Origin of the sequence: Streptomyces sp. NBC_01217, from assembly GCF_035994185.1 — a bacterium.
In the GTDB taxonomy this organism is placed as follows: Bacteria; Actinomycetota; Actinomycetes; order Streptomycetales; family Streptomycetaceae; genus Streptomyces.
In genome coordinates, this window is the sequence record NZ_CP108538.1 from 2,729,993 (window position 1) to 2,755,430 (window position 25,438).

The 25,438-nt window shown below is 71.4% G+C and carries 24 protein-coding genes and 1 pseudogene; 9 read left to right on the forward strand and 16 right to left on the reverse strand.

Annotation, left to right across the window (positions count from 1 at the left end):
• Nucleotides 1-9 precede the first annotated feature (9 nt).
• From OG507_RS11865 to OG507_RS11885, 5 genes are all read right to left on the reverse strand, one after another.
• Nucleotides 10-786: a maleylpyruvate isomerase family mycothiol-dependent enzyme gene (locus tag OG507_RS11865; RefSeq protein ID WP_327367149.1), complete on the reverse strand. Its 777-nt coding sequence runs from the start codon at nucleotides 784-786 to the stop codon at nucleotides 10-12.
• A gap of 40 nt (nucleotides 787-826) precedes the next feature.
• Entirely contained in the window at nucleotides 827-1,381 is a 555-nt protein-coding gene (locus OG507_RS11870) for a hypothetical protein (protein ID WP_327371942.1), read from the reverse strand.
• A gap of 190 nt (nucleotides 1,382-1,571) precedes the next feature.
• The gene (locus OG507_RS11875) at nucleotides 1,572-2,642 is read right to left on the reverse strand and encodes a prenyltransferase (protein ID WP_327367150.1); all 1,071 of its coding nucleotides are present in this window, start codon (nucleotides 2,640-2,642) and stop codon (nucleotides 1,572-1,574) included.
• Nucleotides 2,639-3,394, reverse strand: a complete 756-nt coding sequence (locus OG507_RS11880; RefSeq protein WP_327367151.1) for a class I SAM-dependent methyltransferase — start codon at nucleotides 3,392-3,394, stop codon at nucleotides 2,639-2,641. The genes OG507_RS11875 and OG507_RS11880 overlap by 4 nt, the downstream gene beginning before the upstream one ends.
• A 62-nt stretch (nucleotides 3,395-3,456) precedes the next feature.
• On the reverse strand, nucleotides 3,457-4,788 hold the full coding sequence (locus tag OG507_RS11885) for a glycosyltransferase family 4 protein (protein ID WP_327367152.1): 1,332 nt from the start codon (nucleotides 4,786-4,788) through the stop codon (nucleotides 3,457-3,459).
• A gap of 231 nt (nucleotides 4,789-5,019) precedes the next feature.
• Between OG507_RS11885 and OG507_RS11890 the strand changes: the two genes are divergently transcribed.
• From OG507_RS11890 to OG507_RS11920, 7 genes are all read left to right on the forward strand, one after another.
• Nucleotides 5,020-5,631: a TetR family transcriptional regulator gene (locus tag OG507_RS11890; RefSeq protein ID WP_327367153.1), complete on the forward strand. Its 612-nt coding sequence runs from the start codon at nucleotides 5,020-5,022 to the stop codon at nucleotides 5,629-5,631.
• Between the two features lie 211 nt (nucleotides 5,632-5,842).
• Nucleotides 5,843-7,090, forward strand: coding sequence for a substrate-binding domain-containing protein (locus tag OG507_RS11895; protein ID WP_327367154.1), 1,248 nt, complete (start codon nucleotides 5,843-5,845; stop codon nucleotides 7,088-7,090).
• A gap of 3 nt (nucleotides 7,091-7,093) precedes the next feature.
• Complete coding sequence (locus OG507_RS11900) at nucleotides 7,094-7,885, forward strand: ABC transporter ATP-binding protein (RefSeq protein WP_327367156.1); 792 nt, start codon at nucleotides 7,094-7,096, stop codon at nucleotides 7,883-7,885.
• Nucleotides 7,882-8,634, forward strand: a complete 753-nt coding sequence (locus OG507_RS11905) for an ABC transporter ATP-binding protein (RefSeq protein ID WP_327367157.1) — start codon at nucleotides 7,882-7,884, stop codon at nucleotides 8,632-8,634. The genes OG507_RS11900 and OG507_RS11905 overlap by 4 nt, the downstream gene beginning before the upstream one ends.
• Entirely contained in the window at nucleotides 8,634-9,521 is an 888-nt protein-coding gene (locus tag OG507_RS11910; RefSeq protein ID WP_327367158.1) for a branched-chain amino acid ABC transporter permease, read from the forward strand. The genes OG507_RS11905 and OG507_RS11910 overlap by 1 nt, the downstream gene beginning before the upstream one ends.
• Entirely contained in the window at nucleotides 9,518-10,666 is a 1,149-nt protein-coding gene (locus OG507_RS11915; protein ID WP_327367159.1) for a branched-chain amino acid ABC transporter permease, read from the forward strand. The genes OG507_RS11910 and OG507_RS11915 overlap by 4 nt, the downstream gene beginning before the upstream one ends.
• A gap of 14 nt (nucleotides 10,667-10,680) precedes the next feature.
• Nucleotides 10,681-11,547 (forward strand): alpha/beta fold hydrolase, encoded by an 867-nt coding sequence (locus tag OG507_RS11920; protein WP_327371943.1) that lies wholly within the window; start codon nucleotides 10,681-10,683, stop codon nucleotides 11,545-11,547.
• Nucleotides 11,548-11,614: 67 nt separating this feature from the next.
• Here OG507_RS11920 and OG507_RS11925 read toward each other — a convergent pair whose 3' ends face one another.
• The 3 genes from OG507_RS11925 to OG507_RS11935 form a co-directional block, all read right to left on the reverse strand.
• Nucleotides 11,615-13,591: a helix-turn-helix domain-containing protein gene (locus OG507_RS11925; RefSeq protein ID WP_327367160.1), complete on the reverse strand. Its 1,977-nt coding sequence runs from the start codon at nucleotides 13,589-13,591 to the stop codon at nucleotides 11,615-11,617.
• 77 nt (nucleotides 13,592-13,668) lie between these two features.
• Entirely contained in the window at nucleotides 13,669-14,511 is an 843-nt protein-coding gene (locus OG507_RS11930; protein WP_327367161.1) for a 3-hydroxybutyrate dehydrogenase, read from the reverse strand.
• 108 nt (nucleotides 14,512-14,619) lie between these two features.
• Nucleotides 14,620-14,751, reverse strand: a complete 132-nt coding sequence (locus OG507_RS11935) for a hypothetical protein (RefSeq protein WP_327367162.1) — start codon at nucleotides 14,749-14,751, stop codon at nucleotides 14,620-14,622.
• A 148-nt stretch (nucleotides 14,752-14,899) separates the two neighbouring features.
• Here OG507_RS11935 and OG507_RS11940 point away from each other — a divergent pair, with 148 nt between their 5' ends.
• Entirely contained in the window at nucleotides 14,900-16,369 is a 1,470-nt protein-coding gene (locus OG507_RS11940; RefSeq protein WP_327367163.1) for an extracellular catalytic domain type 1 short-chain-length polyhydroxyalkanoate depolymerase, read from the forward strand.
• A 20-nt stretch (nucleotides 16,370-16,389) separates the two neighbouring features.
• Here the strand turns inward: OG507_RS11940 and OG507_RS11945 are convergent, their stop codons facing one another.
• The 4 genes from OG507_RS11945 to OG507_RS11960 all read right to left on the reverse strand — a co-directional run bounded on the left by OG507_RS11945 (nucleotide 16,390) and on the right by OG507_RS11960 (nucleotide 20,855).
• Complete coding sequence (locus OG507_RS11945; protein WP_327367164.1) at nucleotides 16,390-17,937, reverse strand: PH domain-containing protein; 1,548 nt, start codon at nucleotides 17,935-17,937, stop codon at nucleotides 16,390-16,392.
• Between the two features lie 293 nt (nucleotides 17,938-18,230).
• Nucleotides 18,231-18,464: a ferredoxin gene (locus tag OG507_RS11950; RefSeq protein WP_327367165.1), complete on the reverse strand. Its 234-nt coding sequence runs from the start codon at nucleotides 18,462-18,464 to the stop codon at nucleotides 18,231-18,233.
• Entirely contained in the window at nucleotides 18,464-19,924 is a 1,461-nt protein-coding gene (locus OG507_RS11955) for an aldehyde dehydrogenase (RefSeq protein WP_327367166.1), read from the reverse strand. Before OG507_RS11955 ends, OG507_RS11950 begins: the two co-directional genes overlap by 1 nt.
• Before the next feature lie 304 nt (nucleotides 19,925-20,228).
• Nucleotides 20,229-20,855 (reverse strand): helix-turn-helix domain-containing protein, encoded by a 627-nt coding sequence (locus tag OG507_RS11960; RefSeq protein ID WP_327367167.1) that lies wholly within the window; start codon nucleotides 20,853-20,855, stop codon nucleotides 20,229-20,231.
• A gap of 188 nt (nucleotides 20,856-21,043) precedes the next feature.
• On the opposite strand from OG507_RS11960, the gene OG507_RS11965 reads away from it, so the two are divergent.
• Nucleotides 21,044-21,712: a class I SAM-dependent DNA methyltransferase gene (locus OG507_RS11965; protein ID WP_326770244.1), complete on the forward strand. Its 669-nt coding sequence runs from the start codon at nucleotides 21,044-21,046 to the stop codon at nucleotides 21,710-21,712.
• A 123-nt stretch (nucleotides 21,713-21,835) separates the two neighbouring features.
• Here the strand turns inward: OG507_RS11965 and OG507_RS11970 are convergent.
• The 4 genes and pseudogenes from OG507_RS11970 to OG507_RS11985 all read right to left on the reverse strand — a co-directional run.
• Nucleotides 21,836-22,309 (reverse strand): annotated as a pseudogene (locus OG507_RS11970) (ISAzo13-like element transposase-related protein); the annotation flags it as partial.
• A 57-nt stretch (nucleotides 22,310-22,366) separates the two neighbouring features.
• Nucleotides 22,367-23,143 (reverse strand): fumarylacetoacetate hydrolase family protein, encoded by a 777-nt coding sequence (locus tag OG507_RS11975; protein WP_327367168.1) that lies wholly within the window; start codon nucleotides 23,141-23,143, stop codon nucleotides 22,367-22,369.
• 12 nt (nucleotides 23,144-23,155) lie between these two features.
• On the reverse strand, nucleotides 23,156-24,667 hold the full coding sequence (locus OG507_RS11980; RefSeq protein ID WP_327367169.1) for a sensor histidine kinase: 1,512 nt from the start codon (nucleotides 24,665-24,667) through the stop codon (nucleotides 23,156-23,158).
• A complete protein-coding gene (locus OG507_RS11985; RefSeq protein ID WP_327367170.1) occupies nucleotides 24,664-25,413 on the reverse strand; it encodes a response regulator transcription factor in 750 nt (249 codons plus the stop codon). The genes OG507_RS11980 and OG507_RS11985 overlap by 4 nt, the downstream gene beginning before the upstream one ends.
• Between the last annotated feature and the right edge of the window lie 25 nt (nucleotides 25,414-25,438).

The following is a 25,438-nucleotide window of genomic DNA, read 5'->3' on the forward strand; positions in this document are numbered from 1 at the left end:
GGCCGGCGCTCAGCTGAACGAGGCGCGCTCCAGCCAGAAGTCCAGCAGCTCCGCGTCCCCCAGCACCTCGACGCGGTCGCTGTCCGGGGCGAGACGCCGGTTGAAGACCAGCATGACGTCGGTGAGCGTGCCCCGCAGCGCCACGGTCGCCTTCCCATGGGCGCGCCGCCAGCTGAAGCTGTCCTCACCGAACTCGATCAGCCACTCGGCCTCCGGGACGTCCGTGGCGTGCAGATGGATCGAGCGCCCGCCGCCGCACAGTTCGGCGGCCTCCGGATCACCCTCGGCCTGCGCGAAGGCGACGATCTCCAGCCATTCCTCGATGGTGTCCGCGGCCAGCTCCGGAGGCACCTCGTAGCCGGTCTTCGCGGCGAGCGCCGCGTCGGCCTGGTGGACGATCGACTCGTGCGCCATGCGACGCGCCCAGAAGCCCGTGTTCTTCTCCCCCGCCCAGGACCAGACCTCCTGGTCCGGGCCGGCCGCCCGCATCGCCTCGGCGGTCTTCGCCGCGCCGTCCGCCAGCCAGGCGTCCAGCACGGCGGGGTCGTCGCCCTCGGGCGTGAACTCCGGCACCCGTTCGTCGGGGACCTCTTCGGTGGCCCGGGTGCGGACGATCTCGCCCGCCCACCGGTGCGCGCCGCCGACATGGACGGCGAGGTCGCGCAGGGTCCAGTCGGGGCAGGTCGGTACGGTCGCATCGAGGTCGGCGCCCTTGAGCACCGCCCTCAAGGCGTCGGTGCGGGCGATGATTTCGTCACAGTAGAGGTCATGCGGCAGTGAGTTCATTCCGCGCACCATAATGCGCCGCACCCCCTCCTGCATATGATTATCCGCCCAGCTGGGAGGTGGTGGGCACCTTGTCCTTCACCTCGGCGCCCGCGCTCTTTCCCGCGTCCTTGATGCCGGTGATCACGTTCTCGAAGGCGCCGATGTCGCCCTCGCCCGCCTCGCCCTTGCGAAGCTTGTTGCCGAGCCCCTTGAGCGATTCGATGCCCGCCGTCAGTGGCGCGACCGCCTTCGACAGCAGCGGGTCGCCCTTGGCGTTGACGGCGGCGGCCTTCAGCCGGTTGTAGGCGAAGCCGCCCGCGAGCCCTGCCTTGACCAGAGCGAACGTGCGCCCGTCCGCGCCCTTCTTGAACTTGCCCGCGCGGTACGGCTTCACGATCCACTGGTACGTGGCACCGGCCGCGAGCCCCGCGTTGGCGACGAACCGCGTCTTGGCGAACTTCTGTGCCTCGGCCGAGGACGTGCCGCTCGGGGATGCGGAGCTGCTCGCGGTCTTGCTCCCGCTGTCGCCGCCGCAGCCGGTGGCGCCCACCAGCACGGCGCAGGACAGCAGCAGCGAGACGAGCAGTCGGCTGAGCGGTACGGGACAGTTCACGGCGGAACTGGGCACAGCGGGCCTCCCTGGCCGGGCGCATCACGGCGATCTTTACGGTGAGTGACGCCTTTCGGCACTCCCGGTAAGGCTCGCCCGGCCCCCGGCGGCGTGCCACTCGGGGACGCCGTCCGGGTTTCCCCGCGGTGCCGTGAGCCTTTGAGCCGTGGGCCGTGGCCCTGCGACGGCCGCCTCAGCAGCAGTCCGGCTCCAGCCCGCGCGGCAGGTGTTCGCCGCCGAAGACCGAGGTGGTCGCCTCGTCGCCGCCGAGCGCGGCCACCGCGAGCAGCAGCGAACCGGCGGTCCAGGTGGTGAGCTCCTCGGGCCAGAACGCCCGGTTGCCCTCGAAGACGTACCCCGTCCAGTACATGCCGCCCTCGGCGCGCAGATGCTGGATGGACTGGAGGATCTCCAGCGCCCGGTCGGACTCGCCCATCACCCAGAGCGCCAGGGCGAGTTCACAGCTCTCGCCGCCGGTCACCCACGGGTTGGGCAGCACACAGCGCACCCCGAGGCCGGGGACCACGAAGCGGTCCCAGCTCTCCTCCATCCGCTCCTTGGCGGCCGCCGCGGTGAGCGCGCCGCCGAGGACCGGGTAGTACCAGTCCATCGAGTAGCGGCTCTTGTCCAGGAAGCGTTCGGGGTGGTTGCGGATCGCATGGGCCAGCGCACCGGTCGCCAGCTCCCAGTCGGGCTGCGGCTCCTCGCGCCGTTCGGCGATGGCCAGTGCGCAGCGCAGCGCCTGGTGGATGGAGGAGCAGCCGGTCAGCAGCGCGTCGGCGACGGGGGTTCCGTCGGCTTCGCGCTTCCAGCCGATCTCGCCGCCGGGCTGCTGGAGCCGCAGCACGAATTCGACGGCGGCGTAGACGGTCGGCCACATCCGGTCGACGAACGTGTCGTCGCCGGTGGCGAGGTAGTGGTGCCAGACGCCGACGGCCACGTACGCGCAGAAGTTGGTCTCCAGCGAGCGGTCCGTCGGCCGCTGCGGGTCTCCGTCCTGGTACGCGGCGTACCAGGAGCCGTCCTCGTTCTGATGCCGGGCCAGCCACTCGTACGCGCGTTCCGCGGCGGCGTGCTCGCCCGCCGCGTCGAGGGCCATGGCGGCCTCGGTGTGGTCCCACGGGTCGAGGTGGTGGCCGCGGAACCAGGGCAGCGCACCGTCCTCGCACTGCACGGCGAGAAGGGCGGCGACGGTCTCGGCGGCCTCCTCGGCGGTGAGGACTCCGGGCAGCACGAGGTGTTCGGTCTGCTCGGGAGTGGTCACGCCTCGGCCTTCGAGAGGCCCTCGGCGGCGGCCACGGGCAGGTGCGGCTTGGTCGCGTACGCCACGAAGCTCTTGCCGACGACGGGGTTGAGCAGCTGCTCGGCGACCCGGGTGACGGCGGGCTTCTTCATGATGTCCCAGACCAGCAGCTTGTGGTACGCACGGACCGGCAGCGCCTTGTCGTTGTCCACGCCGAACGCGCACTTGAGCCACCAGTACGGCGAGTGCAGGGCGTGGGCGTGGTGGGTGCCGTACGGCTTGAGGCCGGCGCCGCGGATCTTGCCGAGGAGCTCGTCGGCCCTGTAGATCCGGATGTGGCCGCCCTCGACCTCGTGGTACGCGTCGGAGAGCGTCCAGCAGACCTTCTCGGGGCCGTAGCGCGGCACGGTGATCGCGATCCGGCCGCCGGGCTTGAGGACCCGGACCATCTCGGCGAGCACGCCCTTGTCGTCGGCGATGTGCTCCATTACCTCGGAGATGATCACGACGTCGAAGGACTCGTCGGGGAACGGCAGATTGAGCGCGTCGCCCTCCATCGCGGTGGCGGTGGCACCGGCGGGGGCCTCGCCGGCCTCCTTCATCGCCGCGAACCACTTCGCGACCTCGCGGATCTCCTCGCCGTTCCGGTCGAGTGCCACGACCTGGGCGCCGCGCCGGTAGCACTCGAAGGCATGGCGTCCGGCGCCGCAGCCCAGGTCGAGCACCCGGTCACCTGCGGCGAGCGGGAAGCGGGTGAAGTCCACGGTCAGCACGAGTGCCTGCTTTCGCGGTCGAGGGGTTCAGGGGGCGGGGACAGCGGGGGCGGGCCGCGGGGTCACCGTCGGCCGCCGGGTTGCGTGGTGGCGGCGCGGGCGGCGATCGCCTGCCGGTAGAGCTCCGCGGTGCCGATGGCCGCCTGCTTCCAGGTGAACCGGGCCAGCACCCGGGCGCGGCCCGCGGCGCCGAGCCGGGCCCGCAGCTCCGGGTCGCCGAGCAGCCGGGCGAGCGCGGCGGCCAGGGCCCCGGCGTCGGCGGGCTGCACGGCCAGACAGGTCTCGCCGTCCGGACCCGCGACCTCGGGGATCGCACCGCCGGTGGTCGCGACGAGCGGGGTGCCGGTGGCCATGGCCTCGGCGGCGGGCAGCGAGAACCCTTCGTACAGCGAGGGGACGCAGGCGACCTCGGCGCTGCGCACCAGGTCGACGAGTTCGGCGTCGCTGATGCCCTTGACGAACCGGACGGCGTCCTGGAGTCCGTACCGCTCGATGGCCTGCGCGACGGGTCCGTCCTCGGCCCTCTTGCCGACGACCACGAGGTGCGCCTGCGGGTTCTCGGTACGGAGTTCGGCGAGCGCCTCGACGAGGTGGACGAGGCCCTTCAGCGGGACGTCGGCGCTGGAGGTGGTGACGATCCGGCCGGGCACCTCGGCGACCGACGGGTCGGGCGACCACAGGTCGGTGTCCGCGCCGATGTGCACGACATGGATCCGGTCCTGCCGCACCCCGAGATGGTCGACGATCTCCTGCTTGGAGGAGCCGGAGACGGTGAGCACCGACGGCAGCCTGCGCGCCACTCGCTTCTGCATGCGGGTGAAGGCGTACCAGCGGCGCACGGAGGCGCGGCGGCGCCGGCTGTCGGCGGCGTCCAGATCCAGCTGCCGGTCGACGGTGATGGGGTGGTGGATGGTGGTGACGAGCGGGGCGCCGAGGTCCGCCAACAACCCGTACCCGAGGGTCTGGTTGTCGTGGATGACGTCGAACTGGCCGCGACGGGCGGCGAGATGGCGGCGGGCACGCAGGCTGAAGGTGAGCGGTTCCGGGAAGCCGCCGGTCCACATGGTGGCGACCTCGGTGGCGTCGATCCAGTCCCGGTACTCGCCGCGCTTCGGGGTGCGGAACGGGTCGGGCTGGCGGTAGAGGTCCAGGCTCGGCAGCTCGGTGAGCGGGACGCCCTCGTCGAGCACCGGATAGGGCTGGGCGCCGATCACTTCGACGCTGTGGCCGAGGCGGGCGAGCTCGCGGCCGAGGTGGCGTACGTAGACGCCCTGGCCGCCGCAGAACGGGTTGCCCTTGTAGGTGAGGAGTGCGATGCGCAACGGCCTGTCGCCGTCGGTGCCCGGCGTGTCGCTGCCCGTGCGGGGGCCCGTCTCTATGGCCTCAGCGGTCACACTCGGCCCCCTTCTCACTGCGTTTTCGCCGGAGCGTAACCGCTCGCGCTAATCTAGAACAAGTTTCAGACTGGAACGTTCAATGAGCTACGAATCTACCGGCAGGTAGCGTCGGTGCAACGGCCGGATCAGGTGATTCGCGCCACGACCGGCCGCCCTGGCATGCTGTGCGCCGCCGGGAGACCGAGCGCCTCCCTCCGGTTGCGGACAGAAGCCATGGATGGGGGACACATGACAGCGGAAGCCAAGCAGGCATCGCCGCCCCTGACGGAGCGGCAGGAGGCCCGCCGCCGCCGCATCCTGCACGCCAGCGCCCAGCTCGCCAGCAGGGGCGGCTTCGAGGCGGTGCAGATGCGGGAGGTGGCGGAGGCCGCCGAGGTCGCCCTGGGCACGCTGTACCGCTACTTCCCGTCCAAGATCCATCTGCTGGTCGCCACCATGCAGGACCAGCTCCAGCGCATGCACACGACGCTGCACAAGCGCCCTCCGGCCGGGGACGACGCGGCGCAGCGGGTCGCCGACACCCTGATGCGGGCGTTCCGCGCGCTGCAGCGCGAACCGCATCTGGCGGATGCGATGGTGCGGGCACTGACCTTCGCGGACCGCAGCGTGAGCCCGGAGGTGGACACCGTCTCGCGGATCACGACGGCGATCATCCTGGACGCGATGGGCCTGGAGCATCCGACGCCGGAGCAGCTGTCCGCGGTGCGGGTCATCGAGCACACCTGGCACTCGGCGCTGATCACCTGGCTGTCGGGGCGGGCGTCGATCGCGCAGGTGAAGATAGACATCGAGACGGTGTGCCGGCTGATCGACGTGACGGCGACCCCGGAGACCCGGTAGCGCGTCCTTCGTCACCACTCCCCGGGCACGTACCCGCGGGCCGTACCGCACGCCCGCCAAGTGCGGCCCCGGGCACGGCTCTTGACCGCGGCTCATGTGCGGCCCCCACATGTGCACCGCGTCAGGTGGGGTGTCCTGCACCATGTCGACGGCGGCACGGTGTTCATACGGTTCGGCGACATCACATGCATACGCCGAGGAGCCGGTCACCATGCGTCGCAGAGCCACAGGCACCGTCCGTCACCACAGATCCCTCTCCGCCGTCGTCACGCTGGCCTCGGCCGGTCTCCTGCTGGTCGGGTGCACCGCCGCCGGGAAGGCGGGCGAGAGCGACACGGCGTCCGGCAAGGACGCGAAGAACCAGACCGTGAAGGTGGGCCTGGTCTACTCCCGTACGGGGCTGCTCGCGGACTACGGCAAGCAGTACCGCGACGGGTTCATGGCGGGCCTGGACTACGCGACCAAGGGCACCGGGAAGGTCGCCGGGCACCGTATCGAGGTCACCGAGCAGGACGACGCGGGCGACCCGGGCAAGGCGGTCTCCGCCGCCAAGAACCTGATCGGCAAGGGTTACAAGGTGCTGGCCGGCACCACCGACTCCGGTGTGGCCCTCCAGATGGCGCCGCTCGCCGCCCAGAACAAGGTCCTGTACATCAGCGGCCCGGCCGCCACCGACGCCGTGACCGGCATCAACGACTACACCTTCCGCTCGGGCCGGCAGTCCTACCAGGACATCCTCACGGCCGGTGCGATGCTCGGCGAGGCCAAGGGCAAGAAGGTCACGGTGCTGGCCCAGGACTCCACCTTCGGCCAGGCGAACGTCACCGCCGTGAAGGCCGTCCTCGGCGCCGAGGGCGCGAAGGTGGGCTCCGTACTGGCTCCGCCCAGCGCCACGGACCTGACCCCGTTCGCCCGGCAGGTGAAGGCGGGCGGCCCCGATCTGGTCTTCGTCGCCTGGGCTGGCTCCACCGCACCGGCGCTGTGGACCGCGCTGGACCAGCAGGGCGTGCTGGGGGCGGGCAAGGTCGTCACGGGTCTCGCCGGAACGGCCTCGTACCCGATCTTCGGGGACGCCGGGTCCAAGGTGTCGTTCCTGGCGCACTACTTCCCGGGCGCGGGCGGCAACAACGCCGTCGAGAAGGCCATGCTCGACTCGGTCACCGAGGCAGGCGGCACCCCGGACCTGTTCACCCCCGACGGCTTCACCGCCGCCCAGATGGTCGTGCGTGCCGTCGAGGAGGGCGGCGGCGCCGATTCCGCCGCCATGGTCAAGGCTCTGGAGGGCTGGAGCTTCGACGGGGTGAAGGGCAAGGAGCAGGTCCGCGCCGAGGACCACGCGCTGGTGCAGCCGATGTTCGTCGCGAAGCTCAAGGGAACGGGCACCGCTGCTCGGCCGGAGCTGGTGAGCACCGAGCCGATGGACGAGGTGGCGCCGCCCGAGAAGCCCTCGGCGGGCTGACCGATGGCCGTACCGGACATCACCGCGCGGCACCCGGACGGGCCGCGGGCCACCGCCCCGGTGCTTCAACTGGCCGGGCTCGGCTGGGGCGTCGGCGGGGCGACGATCGTCGAGGACATCACGCTGAGCGTCCACGAGGGCGAGTTCCTCGCCTTCATCGGCCCCAACGGGGCCGGCAAGACCTCGCTGTTCAACCTGATCAGCGGGCTGACCATGGCCACGTCGGGCACGATCGCGCTGGACGGTACGGACATGACGGACAGCCCCGCGCACGCGCGGGCCCGGCGCGGCATCGGCCGCACGTTCCAGACGTCCAGCCTCTGGCCGGGGATGAGCGTGGCCGACCACGTCAGGCTGGCCGCCCAGGCGGCCGGGGGCGGCTCGTACCGGCTGTGGCGGCGCGCCTCTTCGTACACCGCCGAGGTGGACGGCGTACTGGAGCGCACCGGCCTCGGCCACCGGGCGCGGGCGATGGCGTCCGAGCTGTCGCACGGCGAGAAGCGGAAGCTGGAGCTGGCGGTGCTGCTGGTGGGCGAGCCGCGGCTGATGCTGCTCGACGAGCCGATGGCCGGGGTCAGCGCGGAGGAGGTCCCCGCGCTGACCGAGCTGATCCGCACCCTGCACCGGGACGAGGGCCGCACCGTCCTGATGGTCGAGCACCACATGGACGTCCTGCTGGGTCTGGCCGACCGGCTCGCCGTGATGCACCACGGCCGGCTGCTGGCACTGGACACCCCCGAGGCCGTGACCGCCGACCCGACCGTGCAGCAGGCCTATCTCGGGGAGGGGCTGTGACGACAAAGACCCTGCTCGCCGTACGGGACCTGCGGGTCCTGATCGGCGGCCGGCACATCCTGCACGGCGTGGACCTGGACGTCGCCCGGCACGGGGTGACCGCGCTCCTCGGCCGCAACGGCGCCGGGAAGACCACGACGGTACGCGGCATCCTCGGCCTCGTCCCGCGCACCGGCAGTGTGCGGCTGGACGACGGGGAGACCGTGTCGATGCCCACCCACAGCGTGGTGCGGCTGGGCATCGGCTACGCCCCCGAGGACCGGGGCATCTTCGCCGGACTGACCGTGGCGGAGAATCTCCGCCTGGCCGAACGGCGCGGCGCGGGCGAGCCCGCGTACGCGCTCGTCCATGAACTGTTCCCCGAACTGAAGCACCGGGAGCGGCAGTTGGCCGGGACGCTGTCCGGCGGGCAGCAGCAGATGGTGGCCATCGGCCGCACACTCCTGAACGGCAACCGGCTGATCATCGCCGACGAGCCCACCAAGGGCCTGGCGCCGAAGGTGGTCACCGAGGTCGCCCAGGTGCTGGAGCGGGCCGCCGAGGCGGTGCCGGTGCTGCTCGTGGAGCAGAACCTCGCCGTCGTACGGCGCCTGGCCGAGCACTGCGCGGTGCTCGCCGACGGCCGCACGGCCCACCAGGGACCGGCCGCCGAGCTGCTGGGCGATGCGGAAGCGGCACGGCGCCTGCTGGGCGTGGGACACGGCCCGGCCACGGCCACCGAAGCATCTTCCGTGGAGGCGGATTCCTGATGTCCACCGTCGTACTGCTCACCATGACCGGACTCGGTCTGGGAGCGCTCTACTTCCTGATCGCCTCCGGGCTCTCACTGATCTTCGGCCTGATGGACGTGCTCAACTTCGCGCACGGCGCGCTGCTCTCCATCGGCGCGTACGGCACCTGGTGGGCGGCGTCCGGCCATCTGCCCGGCGCGGGCCCCGGCGGTGCGGGCTTCGTCCTCGCGGTCCTGTTCGGTACGGCGGTGGGCACCGCGGCCGCCGTGCTGCTGGAACTCGCCGTCGTCCGCCCGCTCTACACCCGGCCGCGCGAGCAGGTGCTCGCCACGGTCGGGGTGGGGCTCGCCGTCCCCGCGCTGCTGTCGGGGATCTGGGGCTCGGACGCCCGGACCTTCCCCGGGCCGAAGGCGCTGTCCGGCACCTTCGGGCTGCTCGGCGCCGAGGTCCCGGTCAACCGTCTCGTGCTGGTCGCGGCGGCAGTCGTGGTCCTCGTGGCGCTGCGGCTCTTCCTCGGGCGCACCCGGCACGGTCTGGTGGTACGGGCCGGGGTCGAGGACCGGGCGATGGTCACCGCCCTGGGGATCGACGTGCGCAAGGCGTTCACGCTCGTCTTCGCGATCGGCGGCTGCGCCGCCGCGCTCGGCGGGGCGCTCGGCGGCCTGTACTTCGGTTCGGTCGACCCCCGTCAGGGCACCTCGCTGCTGATCTTCGCGTTCGTCGTGGTGGTCACCGGCGGCATGGGCTCGGTGACCGGCGCCGCCGTGGCGTCCGTCGTCATCGGCCTGGTCCAGCAGTTCGCCAACTACTACACCGCAGCGGGCCTCGGCGACCTGGCCGTCGTCGTCCTGCTCGCCGCGCTGCTGCTCGTACGGCCGCGCGGACTGACCGGGAGGCTCGCGTGAGCACCGCCACCGAGACACACGAACGCACCGGCGAGCAGCACACGGCCGCGCCCGTCGCCGGGAACACCGCCCGGCTGCTGCGCCGCTGGTGGCCCGCCGCCGCACTGCTGGTCCTCTTCGTCGCCCCCTACAGCGCACTGCCGCTGCCGGGCCTCCTGGACGGCCCGCTAGGCAGCGCCGGAAGTCTTCAACTCCTCGCCACCTGCCTGCTGTTCGGCGCGCTGGCGACGGGTTACGACCTGCTGCTCGGCCGCACCGGGCTGCTCTCCTTCGGTCATGCCCTCTACTTCGCCACGGGCAGCTACGCCACCAATCTGTTCCTGCTGGAGGCGGGCCTTCCGTTCGCCGTGTCCGCGCTGCTCGGCCTCTGCTCCGGGATAGTGCTCGCGCTGGTCCTGGGGTCGGTGAGCCTGCGGGTCACCGGCATCGGCTTCTCCATGGTGACGCTGGCCTTCGCCCAGGCGGGCTCGATCCTGGTCTCCCGCAACCCCGGTGGTCTCACCGGCGGCGAGGAGGGCCGGGCCGCCCCCGCCGATCTGCTGCCGTCCTGGCTCGTGGGCATCGAGAACACCGCGAACCTCTACTGGGTGGCGCTCGGCTATCTGGTCCTCACCCTGGCCGTCGTCCACTGGGCGGTCCGCTCCCCCACCGGGCGGGTCTGGGAGGGCATCAAAGAGAACGAACGCCGGGTGGAGGTCCTGGGGCTGAAGCCGTACGGCTTCAAGCTGACGGCGTTCGTCCTGGCGGGCGCGCTGGCCGCGCTGGGCGGTCTGGTGCACCTGCTGCTCACCGGCGGCTCGACCCCGCAGACGACCACGTCCGACTTCACCCTCTCCCTGCTGGTGATGGTGGTGCTGGGCGGATCGGGCACCCGCTGGGGCCCGATGGTCGGCGGCATCCTCTACACCTGGGCCGATCACCGGCTCGGCGATCTGGCCGGGTCGGGCGCGGTCGCCGATCTGCCCGCGGTGCTGCGGGTGCCGCTCTCGCAGCCGCTGTTCCTGCTCGGGGTGCTGTTCGTGGCCGTGGTACACCTGCTGCCGGGCGGCCTGGCCCGGCTGCCGTCCCGGCTGGCAGCGGTACGCCGCGGTCCCGCCACCACCGAAACACTCCCGGCCACCGGTAAGGAGAACGGACGCCCGTGACTGCGTACGAAGAGATGCAGGTCCCCGTGACCGGGGGCGAGTTGGCGGTACTGCGGTGGCCGGCCCGCGAGCCGGACGCGCCGGTCGTCGTCGCCCTGCACGGCATCACGGCCAACGCGCTGTCCTGGGGCCCGGTGGCAAGGCTGCTGGACGGCCGGATCACCCTGATCGCCCCGGATCTGCGCGGCCGCGCGGGAAGTTCCGCCCTGCCGGGACCGTACGGAATCGCCACGCACACCGATGACATCGCCGCCCTGACCGAGGCCCTGGGCCTGGACCGGGTGGTGCTCGCGGGCCACTCGATGGGCGCGTTCGTGGCGGCGCTGGCAGCCGTACGGCACCCGGAACGGTTCGGGCCGCTGCTGCTGGTGGACGGCGGCATCGGCTTCCCCGCCCCCACGCACCTCTTGCCGGACGAGCTGATGACGGCGGTGATCGGCCCGGCCATGGACCGGCTGTCGATGACCTTCCCCGACCGGGCCGCGTACCGCTCGTTCTGGCAGGCGCACCCCGCGTTCGCGGACGCGTGGTCGGACGAGGTGGACGCGTACATCCAGCGCGATCTGACCGGGGACGAACCGGCCATGCGCTCCACGTGCCGGATCGAGGCGGTACGCACCGACGGCATCGGCCTCTTCGACGAGGAGGTCCTGACAGCGGTACGGAAGCTACCGGCCCCGGCGACGCTGCTGTGGGCGCAGCGGGGCCTGATGAACGAGGAACAGGGCCTGTACGACGAGACCCGCCTGGCAGCGGCCGACTTGGACGGCACGGGGGTGACACCGGTACCGGTGAGGGACGTCAACCACTACACGCTGCTGACGGGAGAACGGGGTGGCGGCGAGATCGCCCGCCATCTGCTGGCCCTGTCCGGGGCTTGAGGCCGGGCGAAGTCAAGCCCGTCCGGCGCTTGAGGACACACACAACGCAGCGCACCCCACCCGCCCCCTACCGCTCCCGCTCCCCCGTCAACAAATGCAGCCGCAACGCGAGTTGCAGTTCCAGCGCCCGCCCGGGCTCGTTCCAGTCCCGCCCCAGCAGCACCTGCACCCGGTCCAGCCGCTGCACCACCGTGTTGACGTGCACGTGGAGTTCGTCCTTGGCCCGGATGAGGCTGCCGCCGGACCCGAAATAGGCGCCGAGCGTACGCACGAGATGCGTGCCGCGCTGCGCGTCGTACTCCAGCAGCGGCCCCAGGGTCGCCGTGACGAAGCCGTCGACGTCCTGGGCGTTGCCCAACACCACGCCCAGGAAGCCGAGTTCGTCGACGCACGCGCCTTCCCCGGTACGTCCCAGCACCCGCATGGCGCGCAGGCAGCGGGCGGCTTCCCCGTACGCGGAGGCCAGCTCGTGGGCGCCGCGGGCAGGCCCGGTGGCGGCGACGGTGACGGGGGCCTGGATCAGCTGCCCGAGCTGGGCCGCCGCCGCGCGCGCCGCGTCTCCGGCGGCCGGTCCGGCGTCACCGGCCTCGATCAACAGCACCACGTTTCCCGCGTGTTCGGCGCTCACCCCGTGGATCTCCCCGCCGAACAGATAGCGCATCGCGGCAGGGGCCAGCCGCTCCCGGGCGCCGCCCTCGGCCACCAGCAGCAGGTGCGGGCGGTCGAGGTCGATGCCGAGGCGCCGGCCGCGTTCGGCGAGTCCGGCCGGGTCGCGGTTCGCTTCGGTGAGCAGATCGGTGATCAGCTCACCGCGGATCCGGTTCTCGGTCTCGGCGACCGTGCGCCGCAGCAGCAGAAGCAGTCCGGTGACCACGGAGGCCCGCTCGAAGAGCCGCCGGTCGGAGTCGTCGAGCGGTGCGCGCCGGTGCAGGACCAGACCGGCCAGGAGTTCCCGTCCGGCGAGGACCGCGCAGATCCACCGGCCGTCGCGGTGCACGGCGCGGGCGCCCGTACGGGACGCCTCGGCGGTCTCGGCCAGCCATCCGGCGTCCATGCTGTCGACGGCGAAGTCCGTGCCGTCGGGCCGTACGGCCGCCAGCGGCCGACCGCCGGGGTCGTGGATGGTCAGCGGGGAGTCCAGCAGACCCGCGACCGCCGAGGCGACATCCTTGACGTCACCGCCGCGCAGGACCAGGTCGGTCAGCCGGTCGTGGGACTCCTCGGCCCGCTGCATGGCCGCAGAGTGGGCCCGTACGGCCGCGTTCGCCTCGGCCAGCTCGGCGTTCGCCCCGGCCAGCTCGTCCAGTGCGGACCGGGTGTCGTCGAGCGCGGCGGCGGTGTCGATGGCGATCGCGGCGTGTGCGGCGAGCGAGCACAGCAGGGCCACCTCGTCGGGGCTGAAGACGCGCGGGGCGCGGTCGGCGGCGAAGAGGACGCCGATGACCTTTCCCGTGCCGCCGCGGCTGGAGCCGAGGAGCAGGGGCACGCCCAGGATGGCGACGAGCCCCTCGTCCAGCACCCCGGCGTTGATGTTGCGGGTGTGGTGGAAGCGGTCGTCGGTACGGTAATCGGGGGTGGCGTACGGGCTCGCGGTCTGCGCCACCAGACCGCCGAGCCCGTGGCCGAGCTCCAGCCGCAGGCGCTGGAAGAGCACCGACACCGACCCGTCTGTGACCCGCATGTACGTGTCCCCCGCCTCCTCGTCGGGGAGCGTGAGATACGCCGTGTCCGTGCCGAGCAGCATCCTGGCCCGGCGGACGATGGCCTTCAGCACCTCGTCCAGGTCGCGGGAGGCGGCGAGGTCGCCCGCGGTGTCGAAGAGCGCGGTGAGCTGGAGCTCGCGGCGCCGGTGCTGGCGCAGGGCGCCCCTGATCCGCAGGGCGGTGGCGGTGGCCCGCTCCACCTCCGCCAGATCGCCCGCGGGCACACCGGCGGCCCGCGCCTGCGAGGAGACGGCGCCCAGCGCCTCGGCGGGGGCGTCGTCGGCCAGCAGGTCGAGCAGGCGCCGCAGGTGGGGCGCGGCGGAGGCGGACGGTTCAGACATGGGCGGCCATCGTTCTTAGGGGTCGTGGGGGTTCGTGGGGGTCGTAGGGGTCGTGGAGGTGGCAGTGGACGGTGGGATCAGTTGGCGGTCCAGCCGCCGTCCATGGAGAGCGAGGTGCCGGTGATGTGCCCGGTACGCGGCCCGCAGAGCCACAGCACGGCCTCGGCGACGTCGTCGGGCTCGATCAGGCGCTTGATCGCGCTGCGCTCCAGCATGACCCGGCCCACCACCTCCGCCTCGGAGATGCCGTGCGTACGGGCCTGGTCCGCGATCTGGTTCTCGACCAGGGGGGTGCGTACGTAACCGGGGCTGACGCAGTTGCTCGTCACCCCGTGCTCCGCCGCTTCGAGCGCGACCACCTTACTGAGTCCCTCCAGTGCGTGCTTTGCCGTTACATAGGCCGATTTATAGGGACTGGCCCGCAGGCCGTGCACGGACGAGATGTTGACCACGCGTCCCCAGCCGCGTTCGTACATGCCCGGCAGGGTCCGGCGCAAGATGCGGAACGGCGCCTCCACCATGACGCGCTGGATCAGGGCGAAGCGGTCGGGCGGGAATGCGTGCACCGGGGCGACGTGCTGGAGCCCGGCGTTGTTGACCACGATGTCCGCGTCGGCGGGCAGCGTGTCCACCGCGTCGGGGACGGAGAGGTCGACCACCCACGCCGTCCCGCCGATCGTCTCCGCCAGGTCCTTGGCGGCATCGGCGGCCTTGTCCACCACATGGACATGGGCGCCCGCGGCGGCCAGGGCCTGTGCGCAGGCCCGTCCGATGCCGCTCGCGGCACCGGTCACCAGGGCGGTGCGCCCGGCGAGGAGCCGGTCTGCGGGCGTAGGCGAGGGACCGGCCGGTGACGGCGGGACGGCGGGCGGGGCTGCGTGCGGGGCGGGCCCGCGGTCCGGGCTCTGGGGAGTCTCCATGGTCGTCACCGTAAGGAGACCGAAGCCCACGTCACACGGGGTCGGTGCACACACCGTCGTACGTCGCCATGGTGGCGGCGTACATGGTGCGGGCCCGGGCCGGGGCCGTCAGCGGGCCGCGTCCGGCGCCGCCCACTGCTCCGCTGTCAGCTCCAGGTCCACCGCGTCCAGGCTCTCGTCCAGTGCGGGCGTCGACCGGGAGTCCGCGTGTTGGAGCGCTCTTCGAGTCGACGTGCGCAAGAGCGGCGCAGCACACAGCCGGGACCGGGGAGTGTCCGCCGGGGCCATGGGCGCGGGTGACCGGGCCTCATAGCGTCCGCCCCGCACTCATCACAAGACCGGCCCGCACTGTCCGAACACTTCGAGCATTCCGAACAGGGAGGCACCCGTGCGCCCATCGATCCTGCGACGCCTGCTCCGGCGCGTCGCGTCCACGGCCGCTCTCGCCCTCGTCGCGGCGACGCTGAGCACCGTGGGAGCCGCCCAGCCGGCCGCTGCCGCCGGTGGCCTGCAGCAGGTCACCAACTTCGGCTCGAACCCCGGCAACCTTCAGATGTACGAGTACGCCCCCGCGGATCTGCCCGCGAACGCACCCCTGGTGATCGCCCTGCACGGCTGCACGCAGACCGCCAACGCCTACTACACCAACTCGGGTTGGCCGAAGTACGCGGATCTGTGGGGCTTCGCCGTGGTCTTCCCGCAGACCACGTCCGCCAACAACGCGCTGTCCTGCTTCGGCTGGTTCGACCCGGCCGAGGACAGCAGGGGCAAGGGCGAGGCGGCCTCGATCGTGCAGATGGTGGAGCACGCGAAGCAGCAGTACGGCTCGGACGGGCGCCGGGTGTACGTCACCGGGCTCTCGGCGGGCGGCGGCATGACCGCTGACCTGCTGGCCGCGTACCCGGACGTGTTCGCGGGCGGCTCCGTGGCCTCGGGCCTGCCCGCCCAGTGCGCGACGAGCCAGGCGGCCGCGTCCGGCTGCCAGACGGGACCGCAGCAGCTGACACCCGCGCAGTGGGGCGATAAGGTGCGCGCCGCCTACCCGGGCTACTCGGGCCCCTGGCCCCGCGTGGCGATCTGGCAGGGCACCTCCGACTACACGGTGTACCCCGCCAACGCCACGGCCCTGCGCGACCAGTGGACGAACGTCTGGGGCATCGGCCAGACCCCGTCGTCCACCGACACGCTGCCCGGCAACACGACCCGCAGCATCTACAACGACGCCTCCGGGAAGCCCGCGGTGGAGACGTACTCCGTCTCCGGCATGGGCCACGGCCTGGCCGTGAGCCCCGGTTCGGGCACCGCCCAGTGCGGAACGACCGCCGCGTACTTCCTGAGCGCCATCTGCTCGACGTACTACACGGGCGTCTTCTGGGGCCTGGACCAGGACACTCCCGGCGGTGGCGGCCAGCTCCCCGCCCCGTCCGGTCTGCGGGTCACGGGAGTCACGACGAACAGCGCCTCCCTGTCCTGGAACGCTGTCCCGGACGCGGCCTCGTACGCGCTCTACCGCAACGGTACGAAGGTCGCCTCGCCCACCTCCACGACGTACACGGACACGGGCCTCGGCGCCGGTACCACGTACACGTACACCGTGGCGGCGGCCGACGGCTCGGGCACACCCGGCGCGACCTCCCCCCAGGTGACGGCGACCACGACCGGCGGCATACCCGCACAGTGCTACACGGCCACCAACTACGCGCATGTGACGGCGGGAAGGGCACACACCACGGGCGGCTACGTGTACGCGAACGGCTCGAACGAGAACATGGGCCTGTACAACGTCTTCGTCACGCACACGCTGAAGGAGTCACCAGCGGGCTACTTCGTGATCGCGGACACCGGCTGCACGGCGTAGGCGGACCGCAGCGGAGACGGTCATGGCTCGGTGTTCACGGGCGTCTTCGCAGGGCCCAGCTCGCGGATGATGCGGGTCAGGTCGGCCGGGGCGGCAGCGAGGCGGACCGGCTTGCCCGCGTCATCGAGTTCGGCGATGTGCCAGCTTCTGGGGACGGTGTCGCCGTCGCCGCCGCGGGCGCGCCGCAACTCCTTGACGGTGAGCCGCTCCACCGGTATCCGTCTCGCCGCGAACCGGCCCGGGCCCGGGTGGGGTGTCACCGCGGGCGGGCCGCCTCCGAGGACGATGTGGGTGCCGAAGCCGTGCGGGTTGTAGTCGGTGTGTTCCAGGAAGCAGGCCGCCAGGAACACACCGTCCTCGGCGGACTCCTCGATCGCTGTGGCCGCTGCGGCCTCTCCAGGCGTACGGACGCGGGTGGCGCGCCAGGCCCAGGTGAAGAGGCCCAGCGTGACCGACAAGCCCGCGACCGCCCATGTGATCGCTACAGGAGAGGTGAGCAGGGTCGTGGGGTGGAGGTAGCAGAGCGGCACCAGCCACAGGGCGGTACCGACGAGCGCGCCCGCGAACGGATGGGCCGACGGGAGGACCTCGTCGTCGGGCAGTCGGCGCCCGCGCAGGCGCAGCAGCACCTGGGCCCCGGGGTAGCCCGCGGCGAGGACGCATCCGGCCGCGATGACGGCCGGTTCCCCGGCAGCGGGGATGTGCTCGCGCCACACATGGCTCTCTCCGGCGACCTCCCTCACCTCGCCGCGCCAGAAGGTCAGTTCGACGCTGTCGCCGGGCCGGAACCCCTGGGCGGCCTCTCGCGGGACCGCGAGTCGCTCCAGCGGCCGGCTGTCGGCGAAGTACAGCCAGCTGCGCTTCTTGGGCCGGTTGGCCTCGGTCTGCGCGATCACGGCCGGCAGGGTGGCCAGGCACTCGCCTCGCTCCGTTGCGGGCGTCTCTGCGGTGCACGGGGTGGCCGACTTCCACGCCTGCGCATCGGACGCGGTACTCGGCACGAACCACGCGGCCAGGCCCGCGCACGCGAGCAGCAGCACGCACAGGCCCACCGATCCGGCCCAGCCGCGCCCGGCGGTGCGGGACGAGACGACGGGGACGTGGCTCGACTCCGGGGCTCCGTAGAGGCGGTGCAGCGCACGGAGCGCGTCCAGCTTCGCGTCGAAGTCCGGGCGGTCGTCGCAGGACCGGCTCTGCGGCAGGGGAAGCAGCCACGTGCGCCGGTTGCGCAGCAAAAGGCTGACGCGACGTGTCTCCGGGATCCGGGGGTTGTTCACGTACTTCAGGCGTACGCGCACGTCGGCGACATCGCGCCACGGCACATCCCGGCGGCGCAGCAGCGTCCGGAAGTGCAGGCCGTACGCGTCGGCGCTCACCCGGGCTGTGACCGCGCGGAGCGACGCGATGCCCACCAGCGCGAGAAGCAGGCCGACGCCCAGCCACACGTCCGGGCCCCAGTACGCCGTGCACACCGCGGCCAGGATCGCCCCGGCCGCTCCGAGTCCGACGAAGGACCACAGGGTGCGCTTCCCACGCGGACGGCAGGTCACCTCCCGGACATTGGTCATGCGCGGAATCCTGCCACCGGCCGAGCTGCACTTGCTTGTGCAGTGTCCGGCAGCTTCCCGGCCCGCCACGCTGCCGACTGCGTACCAGCGTTTCATCACCCGCAAGGGCTTCCGCCGCCGCGGCATCACGTGCGCGCCCGCACGCGCCACGATCGATTTCGCGCGCGAGCGCGGGGGTCGCCAAGGTGAACAGGTCCACACTCGGGCGGGGCCGTCATGCGGACTGACTTCTGACCGTGTTCCCCCTTCCCCGCCTGCTCCTCCCTCTACTCCTCCTGCTCCTCCTACTCCTCCTACTCCTCCGGCGGGAAGACGACCTCTCCCGAGCCGATCAGTGTGATCGTGATCGCCTCGACCGGGCACCCCTCGGCCGCGGCGAGGACCTGCTCGTTGGCATCGGTCTCCGGATCCGCCGGATGGGACTGCCGGGCGGAATCCAGCGTGAATCCGCCCGGGGCGTGGTTCACGCACATCCCGGCGCCGATGCAGATGTTGCGGTCGACCTCCACGGCCCAGCGGTCCCCCATCACGCCCCCTCGTATCCGGCCGGCAGATGGATCATCTTGTGCTCGAAGAACTCGCCGTATCCCTCGGGGCCGAACTCCCGTCCCAGTCCGGAGTTCTTGTAGCCCCCGAACGGGCCCAGCATGTCGAGACTGAAGGTGTTCACGCTGTACGTGCCCGTCCTGACCCGGCGGGCGATGTCGATGCCGCGCTCGGTGTCGGCGGTCCAGACGCTGCCGCTGAGGCCGTAGTCGGAGTCGTTGGCGATCCGTACGGCCTCGGCCTCGTCACCGTACGGCAGAAGGCAGATGACGGGGCCGAAGATCTCCTCGCGGGCGATGCGCATGGAGTTGTCGACGCCACCGAAGAGGGTCGGCTCGACGTACCAGCCACGCTCCTGGGACGCCGGACGGCCGCCGCCGGTAAGGATCTTGGCGCCCTCGTCCTGGCCGATCCGGATGTAGTCGAGGGAGCGCCGCTGCTGGCGCTGTGCGACGAGGGGGCCGATCTCGGTGGCGGGATCGAGCGGGTCGCCGACCTTCAGCGCGCCCGCCGCTGCGGCGAACGCCTCGGCCATCTCGTCGTAGCGGGAGCGCGGGACGAGGATGCGGGTCTGGGCGACGCACGCCTGGCCGTTGATCATCCAGGCGAAGGGGACGATGCCCGCGACGGCCGCGTCCAGATCGGCGTCGGGGAGGATGACGGCGGCGGACTTCCCGCCCAACTCCAGCGTCACCCGGGTGAGGTTGCGGGATGCGACCTCCATCACCCGGCGCCCCGCGGCCACGGACCCGGTGAACGACACCTTGTCGACGCCCGGATGCCCGACCAGGTACTCGCTGACCTCGCGTTCGGCCGGCAGGATCGACAGCACCCCCTCCGGCAGCCCGGCCTCGGCGGCGATCTCCGCCAGGATGTAGGCGTCCAGCGGGGATTCGGGCGAGACCTTGAGCACGGCGGAGCAGCCGGCCAGCAGCGCGGGTGCGAGCTTGGCGGCGGCGGTGAACTGCGGAACGTTCCACGGCACGACGGCCGCGACCACCCCGACCGGCTCCCGCCGTACGAGCAGCGGCCCGAGAACCCCGTCCCGCCGCTCCTCGTACGGGAAGGTGCGGGCGACGGTGATCGCCGCGTCCCACACCATCATCGCGGCGAGCGCCTGCACCATGACAGCGGACGTGTACGGGGTGCCGTTCTCCGAGCTGATGACCCGGGCGATCTCCTCGTACCGCACGGCGAACGCGTCCTTGATCCGCCCGACCACAGCGATCCGCTCGTCCAGAGCCATCCGCGCCCAGGGCCCCTCGTCGAACGCCCGCCGCGCAACGGCGACGGCCCGGTCCACATCCGCTTCGCAGGCATGCGGCACCCGGCCGATGACCTGTTCGGTGTGCGGGGAGATGACCTCGATGACATCCCGGCCCAGCGGATCGACCAACTCCCCGCCGATGAACAGTTTTCCGTGTTCGACAAGCTCGCTCATGGCTGCTGCCTCCCGCGACCCGGCACATTTCCTGACTCTGTGTCAGAACTGATACCAGTTCCAGTTCCAGGAGTCCACGGCCGGGACAGCTCCCATCGGGCTCACCATCGGATCGATTCCACACCCCCGCCGACACGCGCGCAGGACGGGGAGTTGGCCGGAAGGGCCGTATCCGGAGCGGTTTGCGACAGCAGTTCGGGGGCGTGATCCGGCGGTTCAAGACGGGCGGGCAGCGGTGGGAGATGCCGAAGAAGTTCGGTGCCCGATCGACCGTGCACAAAGACCTCGTCCCGGCTCTCATGTCTCACCCGTCAAAGCAGGACCAGTGAAACCCATGTTCTAGAAGTGGCGGCAGAGTTCCGCGGTGGAGCGCGCCGAAGCTCACGACCGCCTCGTTCTCGTCGCAGCTGACCTGCGTGAGCAAGCCCGGGGCCACGAAGAACCTTTCGGCCGTGTAGGTCGGCAGGAACGGACTCAGGGGTATGGGACGCAGCATGCCCCACAGCGCGTCAAGGCTCGCGGTCGGCATGCGGTAGGTCGATGCGTGGTAGGGGGCGGCATTCATGGCTTCATTGAGGGTGAACTGCAGGAGGAAGCGGCTCAGCGGTTCCTCTTCGAGGATCGCCTCCGGGTCCGCAGCACGGGTCTTCAGTGAGCCACACCCGGGGATCGGCTCCGCCCGGTTCAGGGCCTTGGCCTCGGCGACCTGCACGGGGGTGAAACGGGCCGGGCGCCCCGAGCGCCTGCGGTCGGCCAGGGCTGGCAGCCGGCCGTCGGCGAAGCGGTTGCGCCAGGTCCGCACGGTGTCCAGGTGCAGGCCCGTCTCGCGGGCAATGTGCGCATTGGGGCGCCCGCGGGCCGCGTGCAGCACGATCGCGGCCCGCTGCCGGGCCTGGTACGCGGTCTTGTGACCGTAGGCCGCCTTCTTCAACCGCTCACGTTCGGCGTTGGTCAGGACGATCGGACGGGCGAGGGCAACAGGCGTGGCAGGCAGGCCGATCGGGAGAAGTGGATCACCGGGACCGCAGTCTGCCGTGTCCGTGGCGGGACTCGTCGGGCAGGATGACCGTCATACCCACGCCCCCGGATTCCACAAGGCCACCGTCCTATTGTTGGCTGATGCGCGCACACCATATTGACCGCCCAGCCGATCTCGACGTCGTCCGTGAGTCCTATGACCAGGTGGCCGACAACTACGCCCACATGGTGGTGACGACGGGCATGGGTGACATCCGTCGCCATCCCTGGCTCAAGGCGTCGATCGACGCCTTCGCCGACACCGTGGGCGAGCTCGGGCCCGTCCTCGACGTCGGTTGCGGCCCCGGCACGGTGACCGGCTACCTCGCCGAACGCGGACTCGACGTATCCGGGGTAGACCTCTCTCCCCGCATGATCGAGAACGCGCGCCGTCTTCATCCGCAATGCCGCTTCAGCGTCGCCTCCGCCACCGAGCTCGACCTCGGTGAAGCCTCCCTCGGCGGCGTGCTCGGGTGGTGGTCACTGTTCAACCTCCCCCGCGATGTCCTTCCACAGGTCCTCGCCCATTTCGCGCACGCCCTGAAGCCGGGCGGGCACTTCATCGCCGCCACACACGTCGGCGACGAGGATGCGGTGCGCACCGAGGCCTACGGAGGAGTGCCCGTTCGTTGGACCACGCACAAGTGGCGGCCGGAGCAGCTCGTGGACCTGATCGAGCAGGCCGGACTGCACCCGGTCGCCGAACTCCGGCTCCCTGCGGATGAGCAGACCGGGCCGGGCGTGGTCGTCATGGCCAAGCGCCCCGTCTGAGGACCCCAGGCCCCGGAGGCGGCACGCTCTGGACTGCGCCTGCGCCCTCTACCTCGCAGCCCCCGACATCAGACCAGCCCCACACGACGCCGCCTCCGGAGTCAACCCCCGAAGGACCTCCGGAGGCGACCACTTAGCGCCGTGAGATGTCTTCTTCGTGTCCACGCTGATCACCGGCTCCCCGCTGTCCTGGTGGTTGCGGGTCTGTTCGTTGAGGTAGTGGAACTGCACGTCCCGGTCGGGGTGTTGCTTGCCTTCCAGGGTCTTGGCGTTGCTCTGCAGGCTGAAGCCCTCCTCGCGTAGGAAATCGCCCACCGAGTCCGCGGAGATCCGGTGGCCCTGGCGGGTCAGCTGCTCGGCGAGCCGGCGGGTGGATTTGGTGGTCCGGCGAAGCGGCGGCATGGGATCCCCGCGAACATCCGGCTCGACCAGCGTGAGAAGCGCATCCCGGGCGGCTGGGTTCAGGTCGACGACGCGTTTGCGGCCGCCGCCGGCTCTGCGGACACGTCCCAACGGGGGATCACCGGAATCGAGTTCCCGCACACCGGGCGAGACAGTGCCCTGACGGACACCGGCGGCACGGGCAACCGTCCTGATCCAGTGAGTCTTCTGGATCGTCATCAGGTGTCCCTTCCGGTGAAGTTCCCACCTAATTCATGACACTCCCACGGTGTTGCGAAGTTCACCGATTCCTTTGATGGCGACGGTGATGCTGCTGCCGTCGTGAAGTTGGCCGGTGCCTGTCGCCGCTGGGGTTCCGGTGGTGATCAGATCGCCCGGCATGAGTGTGGTGCGAGCGCTGACGCGTTCGATGAGGGTGGCGACGTCGAAGAGCAGGTCGGAGGTGTTGGCCTTCTGTCTCAGGCGGCCGTCGAGGGTCGCGGTCAGGGTGAGTCCGCGGGCGCCGGGGGGCAGTTCGTCGGGGGTGACGAGCTGCGGGCCTATGGCGACGACGGCCGGCCAGCCGATCGCCGCGATGGTGTTGACGATGGTGTAACCGGCGACGCTTCGTAGCGTTCTCGCCCTGGGGACGCGGGAGGTGTACTGACCGATCACGACTCCGAGTTCGACGCCCCACTGGATGTCCGGTGCGGGAGTGAGCCGAAGGGTGTCCCGGTCACCGGCGAGAGCGGCGACGGGGGTGGTCAGCAGTCGGGGTATCGCTGGTGGCGGCGTGTTCAGTTCCTTGGCGCGCGTGGCGTAGTTCACCTCTGCCTGTGTGAAGGTCGCCAGCCGTGTGGTGAGTGGTCCGGTGGCGGTCGGAGCGTGGGTGGGGGTGAGGAGTTCTCCAGGTGCGGCGGCGTGCTCCTGCCATGACTCGCAGGTGAGCAGGGTGCCGACGTCGGAGAAGGGCAGGAGGGTACGACGGTTGTTGTCCAGCCGTGCGGCGGCGGTGCGGGTGCTGGTGATGCGCAGGGTCGTCAGTCTCATCGGTGAGCTTCCTCAATGCGCGGGCAGAAGAAGGCGAAAGGTGCATCCGGCCTCTGGCCGGGTGTCGAGTTCCGTGCGTCCCTGGTGGGCTTCGGCGATCGCGGCGGCGATGGCGAGGCCGAGGCCGCTGCCGGGCTCGTCAGCGTCCGCGGGGGCCGCGCGGTAGAAGCGGTCGAAGACATGCTGTGCGTCGTCGGGGGTGAGGCCGGGGCCGGTATCGGCGACCTCGATCACCGCGGCGGCGGTTCCGTGGGGAAGAGCGGGGGTGACGCTGGTGCGGCCGGGCCGGTCGACGCCTCCGACGGCGGGGCTCGTGCGGATGGTGCCGACGCGTACGTGGATGCGTGCGGAGGCGGGGGTGTGGGCGCAGGCGTTGTCCAGCAGGTTGGTCACGACTTGGGCGAGCTGGTGGGCGTCGCCGACGGCCTCGACGACGTCGAGTTCCTGGCCTCTGGTGTCGGCGGAGCCGGTGCGGAGCGGTTCGAGGGTGATGGTGCGTGTGGGGTGGCGTACAGCGGTGCTGGTGATGCTGTCGGCGGCCAGGGAGAGCAGGTCCACGGGTTCGGGATGGGGCCCGGGTGCGTAACCGAGTTTGGCGAGCAGGAAGAGATCGTCGACCAGGCGGCTCATGCGGTTGGCGTTGGCGGCGATCAGCGCGTGGGCCTCGGTGCGCCGCTCGGCGGGCATGCGGGGGTCGTCGTGGAGGAGTTCGGCGAATCCCTGGATGGCGGTGAGCGGGGTGCGCAGTTCGTGTCCGGCGTCTGCCATGAACCGGCGCATCTGCCGCTCCGAGGCGGCGGTGCGGTGCAGAGCCGTGCGCAGCCGGTCGAGCATGGTGTTGAGGGCCTGTCCCAGCCGGCCCACCTCGGTGGCGGGGTCGGTGTCGGGGACGCGTAGGTCGAGAGCCCCGTCGGTGATCTGCTGGGCGGTGCCCTCGACGCGGGAGAGGGGCCGCAGGCCCAGGCGTACGGCGGCGTTGCCGAGCACGGCGACCCCGGCGGCGACGACCAGGCCGAGGAACGCGCTGAACCACAGCAGCTTGGTGGTCGCGCCGTCGACGGTGTCCAGAGGCAGGGAGACCACGGCCCGCATGCCGTCGGGTCCGGAGTCGGTGACGATGCGCCAGCTGCCTCCGCCGTCGCGGGCCTCGACAGTGGCGAGCTCGTCGTTGCGCAGGCCCAGCTCGGCGGCGTGGGTGGGGAGGCGCGGCCCTCGGTCGTCGGTGAGGCCCAGGGAGTCGTCCAGCAGGCGTCCGTCGGAGTCGTAGAAGTAGACGCGGTAGTCCGAGGGCAGGGCATCGTCGCCCTTGGGCCTGGGCAGCCGGCCGTTGTCGGCGATGTCCTCGTAGAGGCGGGTTGGCGGCCGGAAGCCGGTGAGCCGGTCGTCGACCTGGTCGGTGAGCCAGGAGCGCAGCACGGTCAGTCCGGCGGTCTGGCACAGCAGCACGGCGCAGGTCGCCAGGACAGTGGCTATGAGCACGAGCCGGGTGCGCAGCGAGCGCGGGGGGCTGGCGAGGTTCCTCATGAGCGAGGTGTTTCGGTGCTGCCGCTGTTGGTCAGGCGCAGGCAGTAGCCGACGCCCCGGACGGTATGGATCAGGGCGGGTGAGGTGGCGTCGACCTTACGGCGCAGGTTCTTGATGTACGTATCGACGATCCGGGTGTCGCCGGCGAAGTCGTACTGCCACACCTCCTGCAGGATCTCGCCCTTGTCGAGCACCCGGTCGGCCTGCGCCATCAGGCAGGCCAGCAGCCGGAACTCGGTCGGCGACAGTTGCAGCGGCCGGCCGGCGCGGTGGACGGTGTGAGCGTCCTCGTCGAGGACGAGATCGGCATAGCGCAGGGGAGGCCGGGTGCGGGCCGGAGCTGCCGGGGCTGCGGCGCGGCGCAGGATCGCTCGGATGCGCAACAGCACTTCTTGGACATGGAAGGGTTTGGTGACGTAGTCGTCACCGCCGGAGCTGAGGCCGATGATGCGGTCCTCGACCTCGGTGCGCGCGGTGAGGAACAGCACCGGTGTGTACACTCCCTCGGCGCGCAGCTGCCGGGTGAGGTCGAAGCCGTCGGCGTCGGGCAGCATCACGTCCATGATGATCAGGTTGGGTTGCCGGTCGCCTGCCCTGAACATGGCCTCCTGGCCGGTGACGGCCAGGACGACGGCGTACCCGGCGGCCCTCAGGGCGGTGGTGAGCAGGGTGCGGATACTAGGGTCGTCCTCGACCACGAGGATGGTGGACCGGGCCGAAGCGGGCCCGGAGGCGAGGCGGGACATGTGCGGCTCACTGGGGTAGAAGGCG

Excerpts from the sequence above, each read along its gene's own strand:
- OG507_RS11865 (WP_327367149.1), bottom strand. The coding sequence starts at position 786 with ATGAACTCACTGCCGCATGACCTCTACTGTGACGAAATCATCGCCCGC.
- OG507_RS11890 (WP_327367153.1), top strand. The coding sequence starts at position 5,020 with ATGACAGCGGAAGCCAAGCAGGCATCGCCGCCCCTGACGGAGCGGCAG.
- OG507_RS11895 (WP_327367154.1), top strand. The coding sequence starts at position 5,843 with ATGCGTCGCAGAGCCACAGGCACCGTCCGTCACCACAGATCCCTCTCC.
- OG507_RS11900 (WP_327367156.1), top strand. The coding sequence starts at position 7,094 with ATGGCCGTACCGGACATCACCGCGCGGCACCCGGACGGGCCGCGGGCC.
- OG507_RS11910 (WP_327367158.1), top strand. The coding sequence starts at position 8,634 with ATGTCCACCGTCGTACTGCTCACCATGACCGGACTCGGTCTGGGAGCG.
- OG507_RS11920 (WP_327371943.1), top strand. The coding sequence starts at position 10,681 with ATGCAGGTCCCCGTGACCGGGGGCGAGTTGGCGGTACTGCGGTGGCCG.
- OG507_RS11925 (WP_327367160.1), bottom strand. The coding sequence starts at position 13,591 with ATGTCTGAACCGTCCGCCTCCGCCGCGCCCCACCTGCGGCGCCTGCTC.
- OG507_RS11930 (WP_327367161.1), bottom strand. The coding sequence starts at position 14,511 with ATGGAGACTCCCCAGAGCCCGGACCGCGGGCCCGCCCCGCACGCAGCC.
- OG507_RS11945 (WP_327367164.1), bottom strand. The coding sequence starts at position 17,937 with ATGACCAATGTCCGGGAGGTGACCTGCCGTCCGCGTGGGAAGCGCACC.
- OG507_RS11950 (WP_327367165.1), bottom strand. The coding sequence starts at position 18,464 with ATGGGGGACCGCTGGGCCGTGGAGGTCGACCGCAACATCTGCATCGGC.
- OG507_RS11955 (WP_327367166.1), bottom strand. The coding sequence starts at position 19,924 with ATGAGCGAGCTTGTCGAACACGGAAAACTGTTCATCGGCGGGGAGTTG.
- OG507_RS11965 (WP_326770244.1), top strand. The coding sequence starts at position 21,044 with ATGCGCGCACACCATATTGACCGCCCAGCCGATCTCGACGTCGTCCGT.
- OG507_RS11975 (WP_327367168.1), bottom strand. The coding sequence starts at position 23,143 with ATGAGACTGACGACCCTGCGCATCACCAGCACCCGCACCGCCGCCGCA.
- OG507_RS11980 (WP_327367169.1), bottom strand. The coding sequence starts at position 24,667 with ATGAGGAACCTCGCCAGCCCCCCGCGCTCGCTGCGCACCCGGCTCGTG.
- OG507_RS11985 (WP_327367170.1), bottom strand. The coding sequence starts at position 25,413 with ATGTCCCGCCTCGCCTCCGGGCCCGCTTCGGCCCGGTCCACCATCCTC.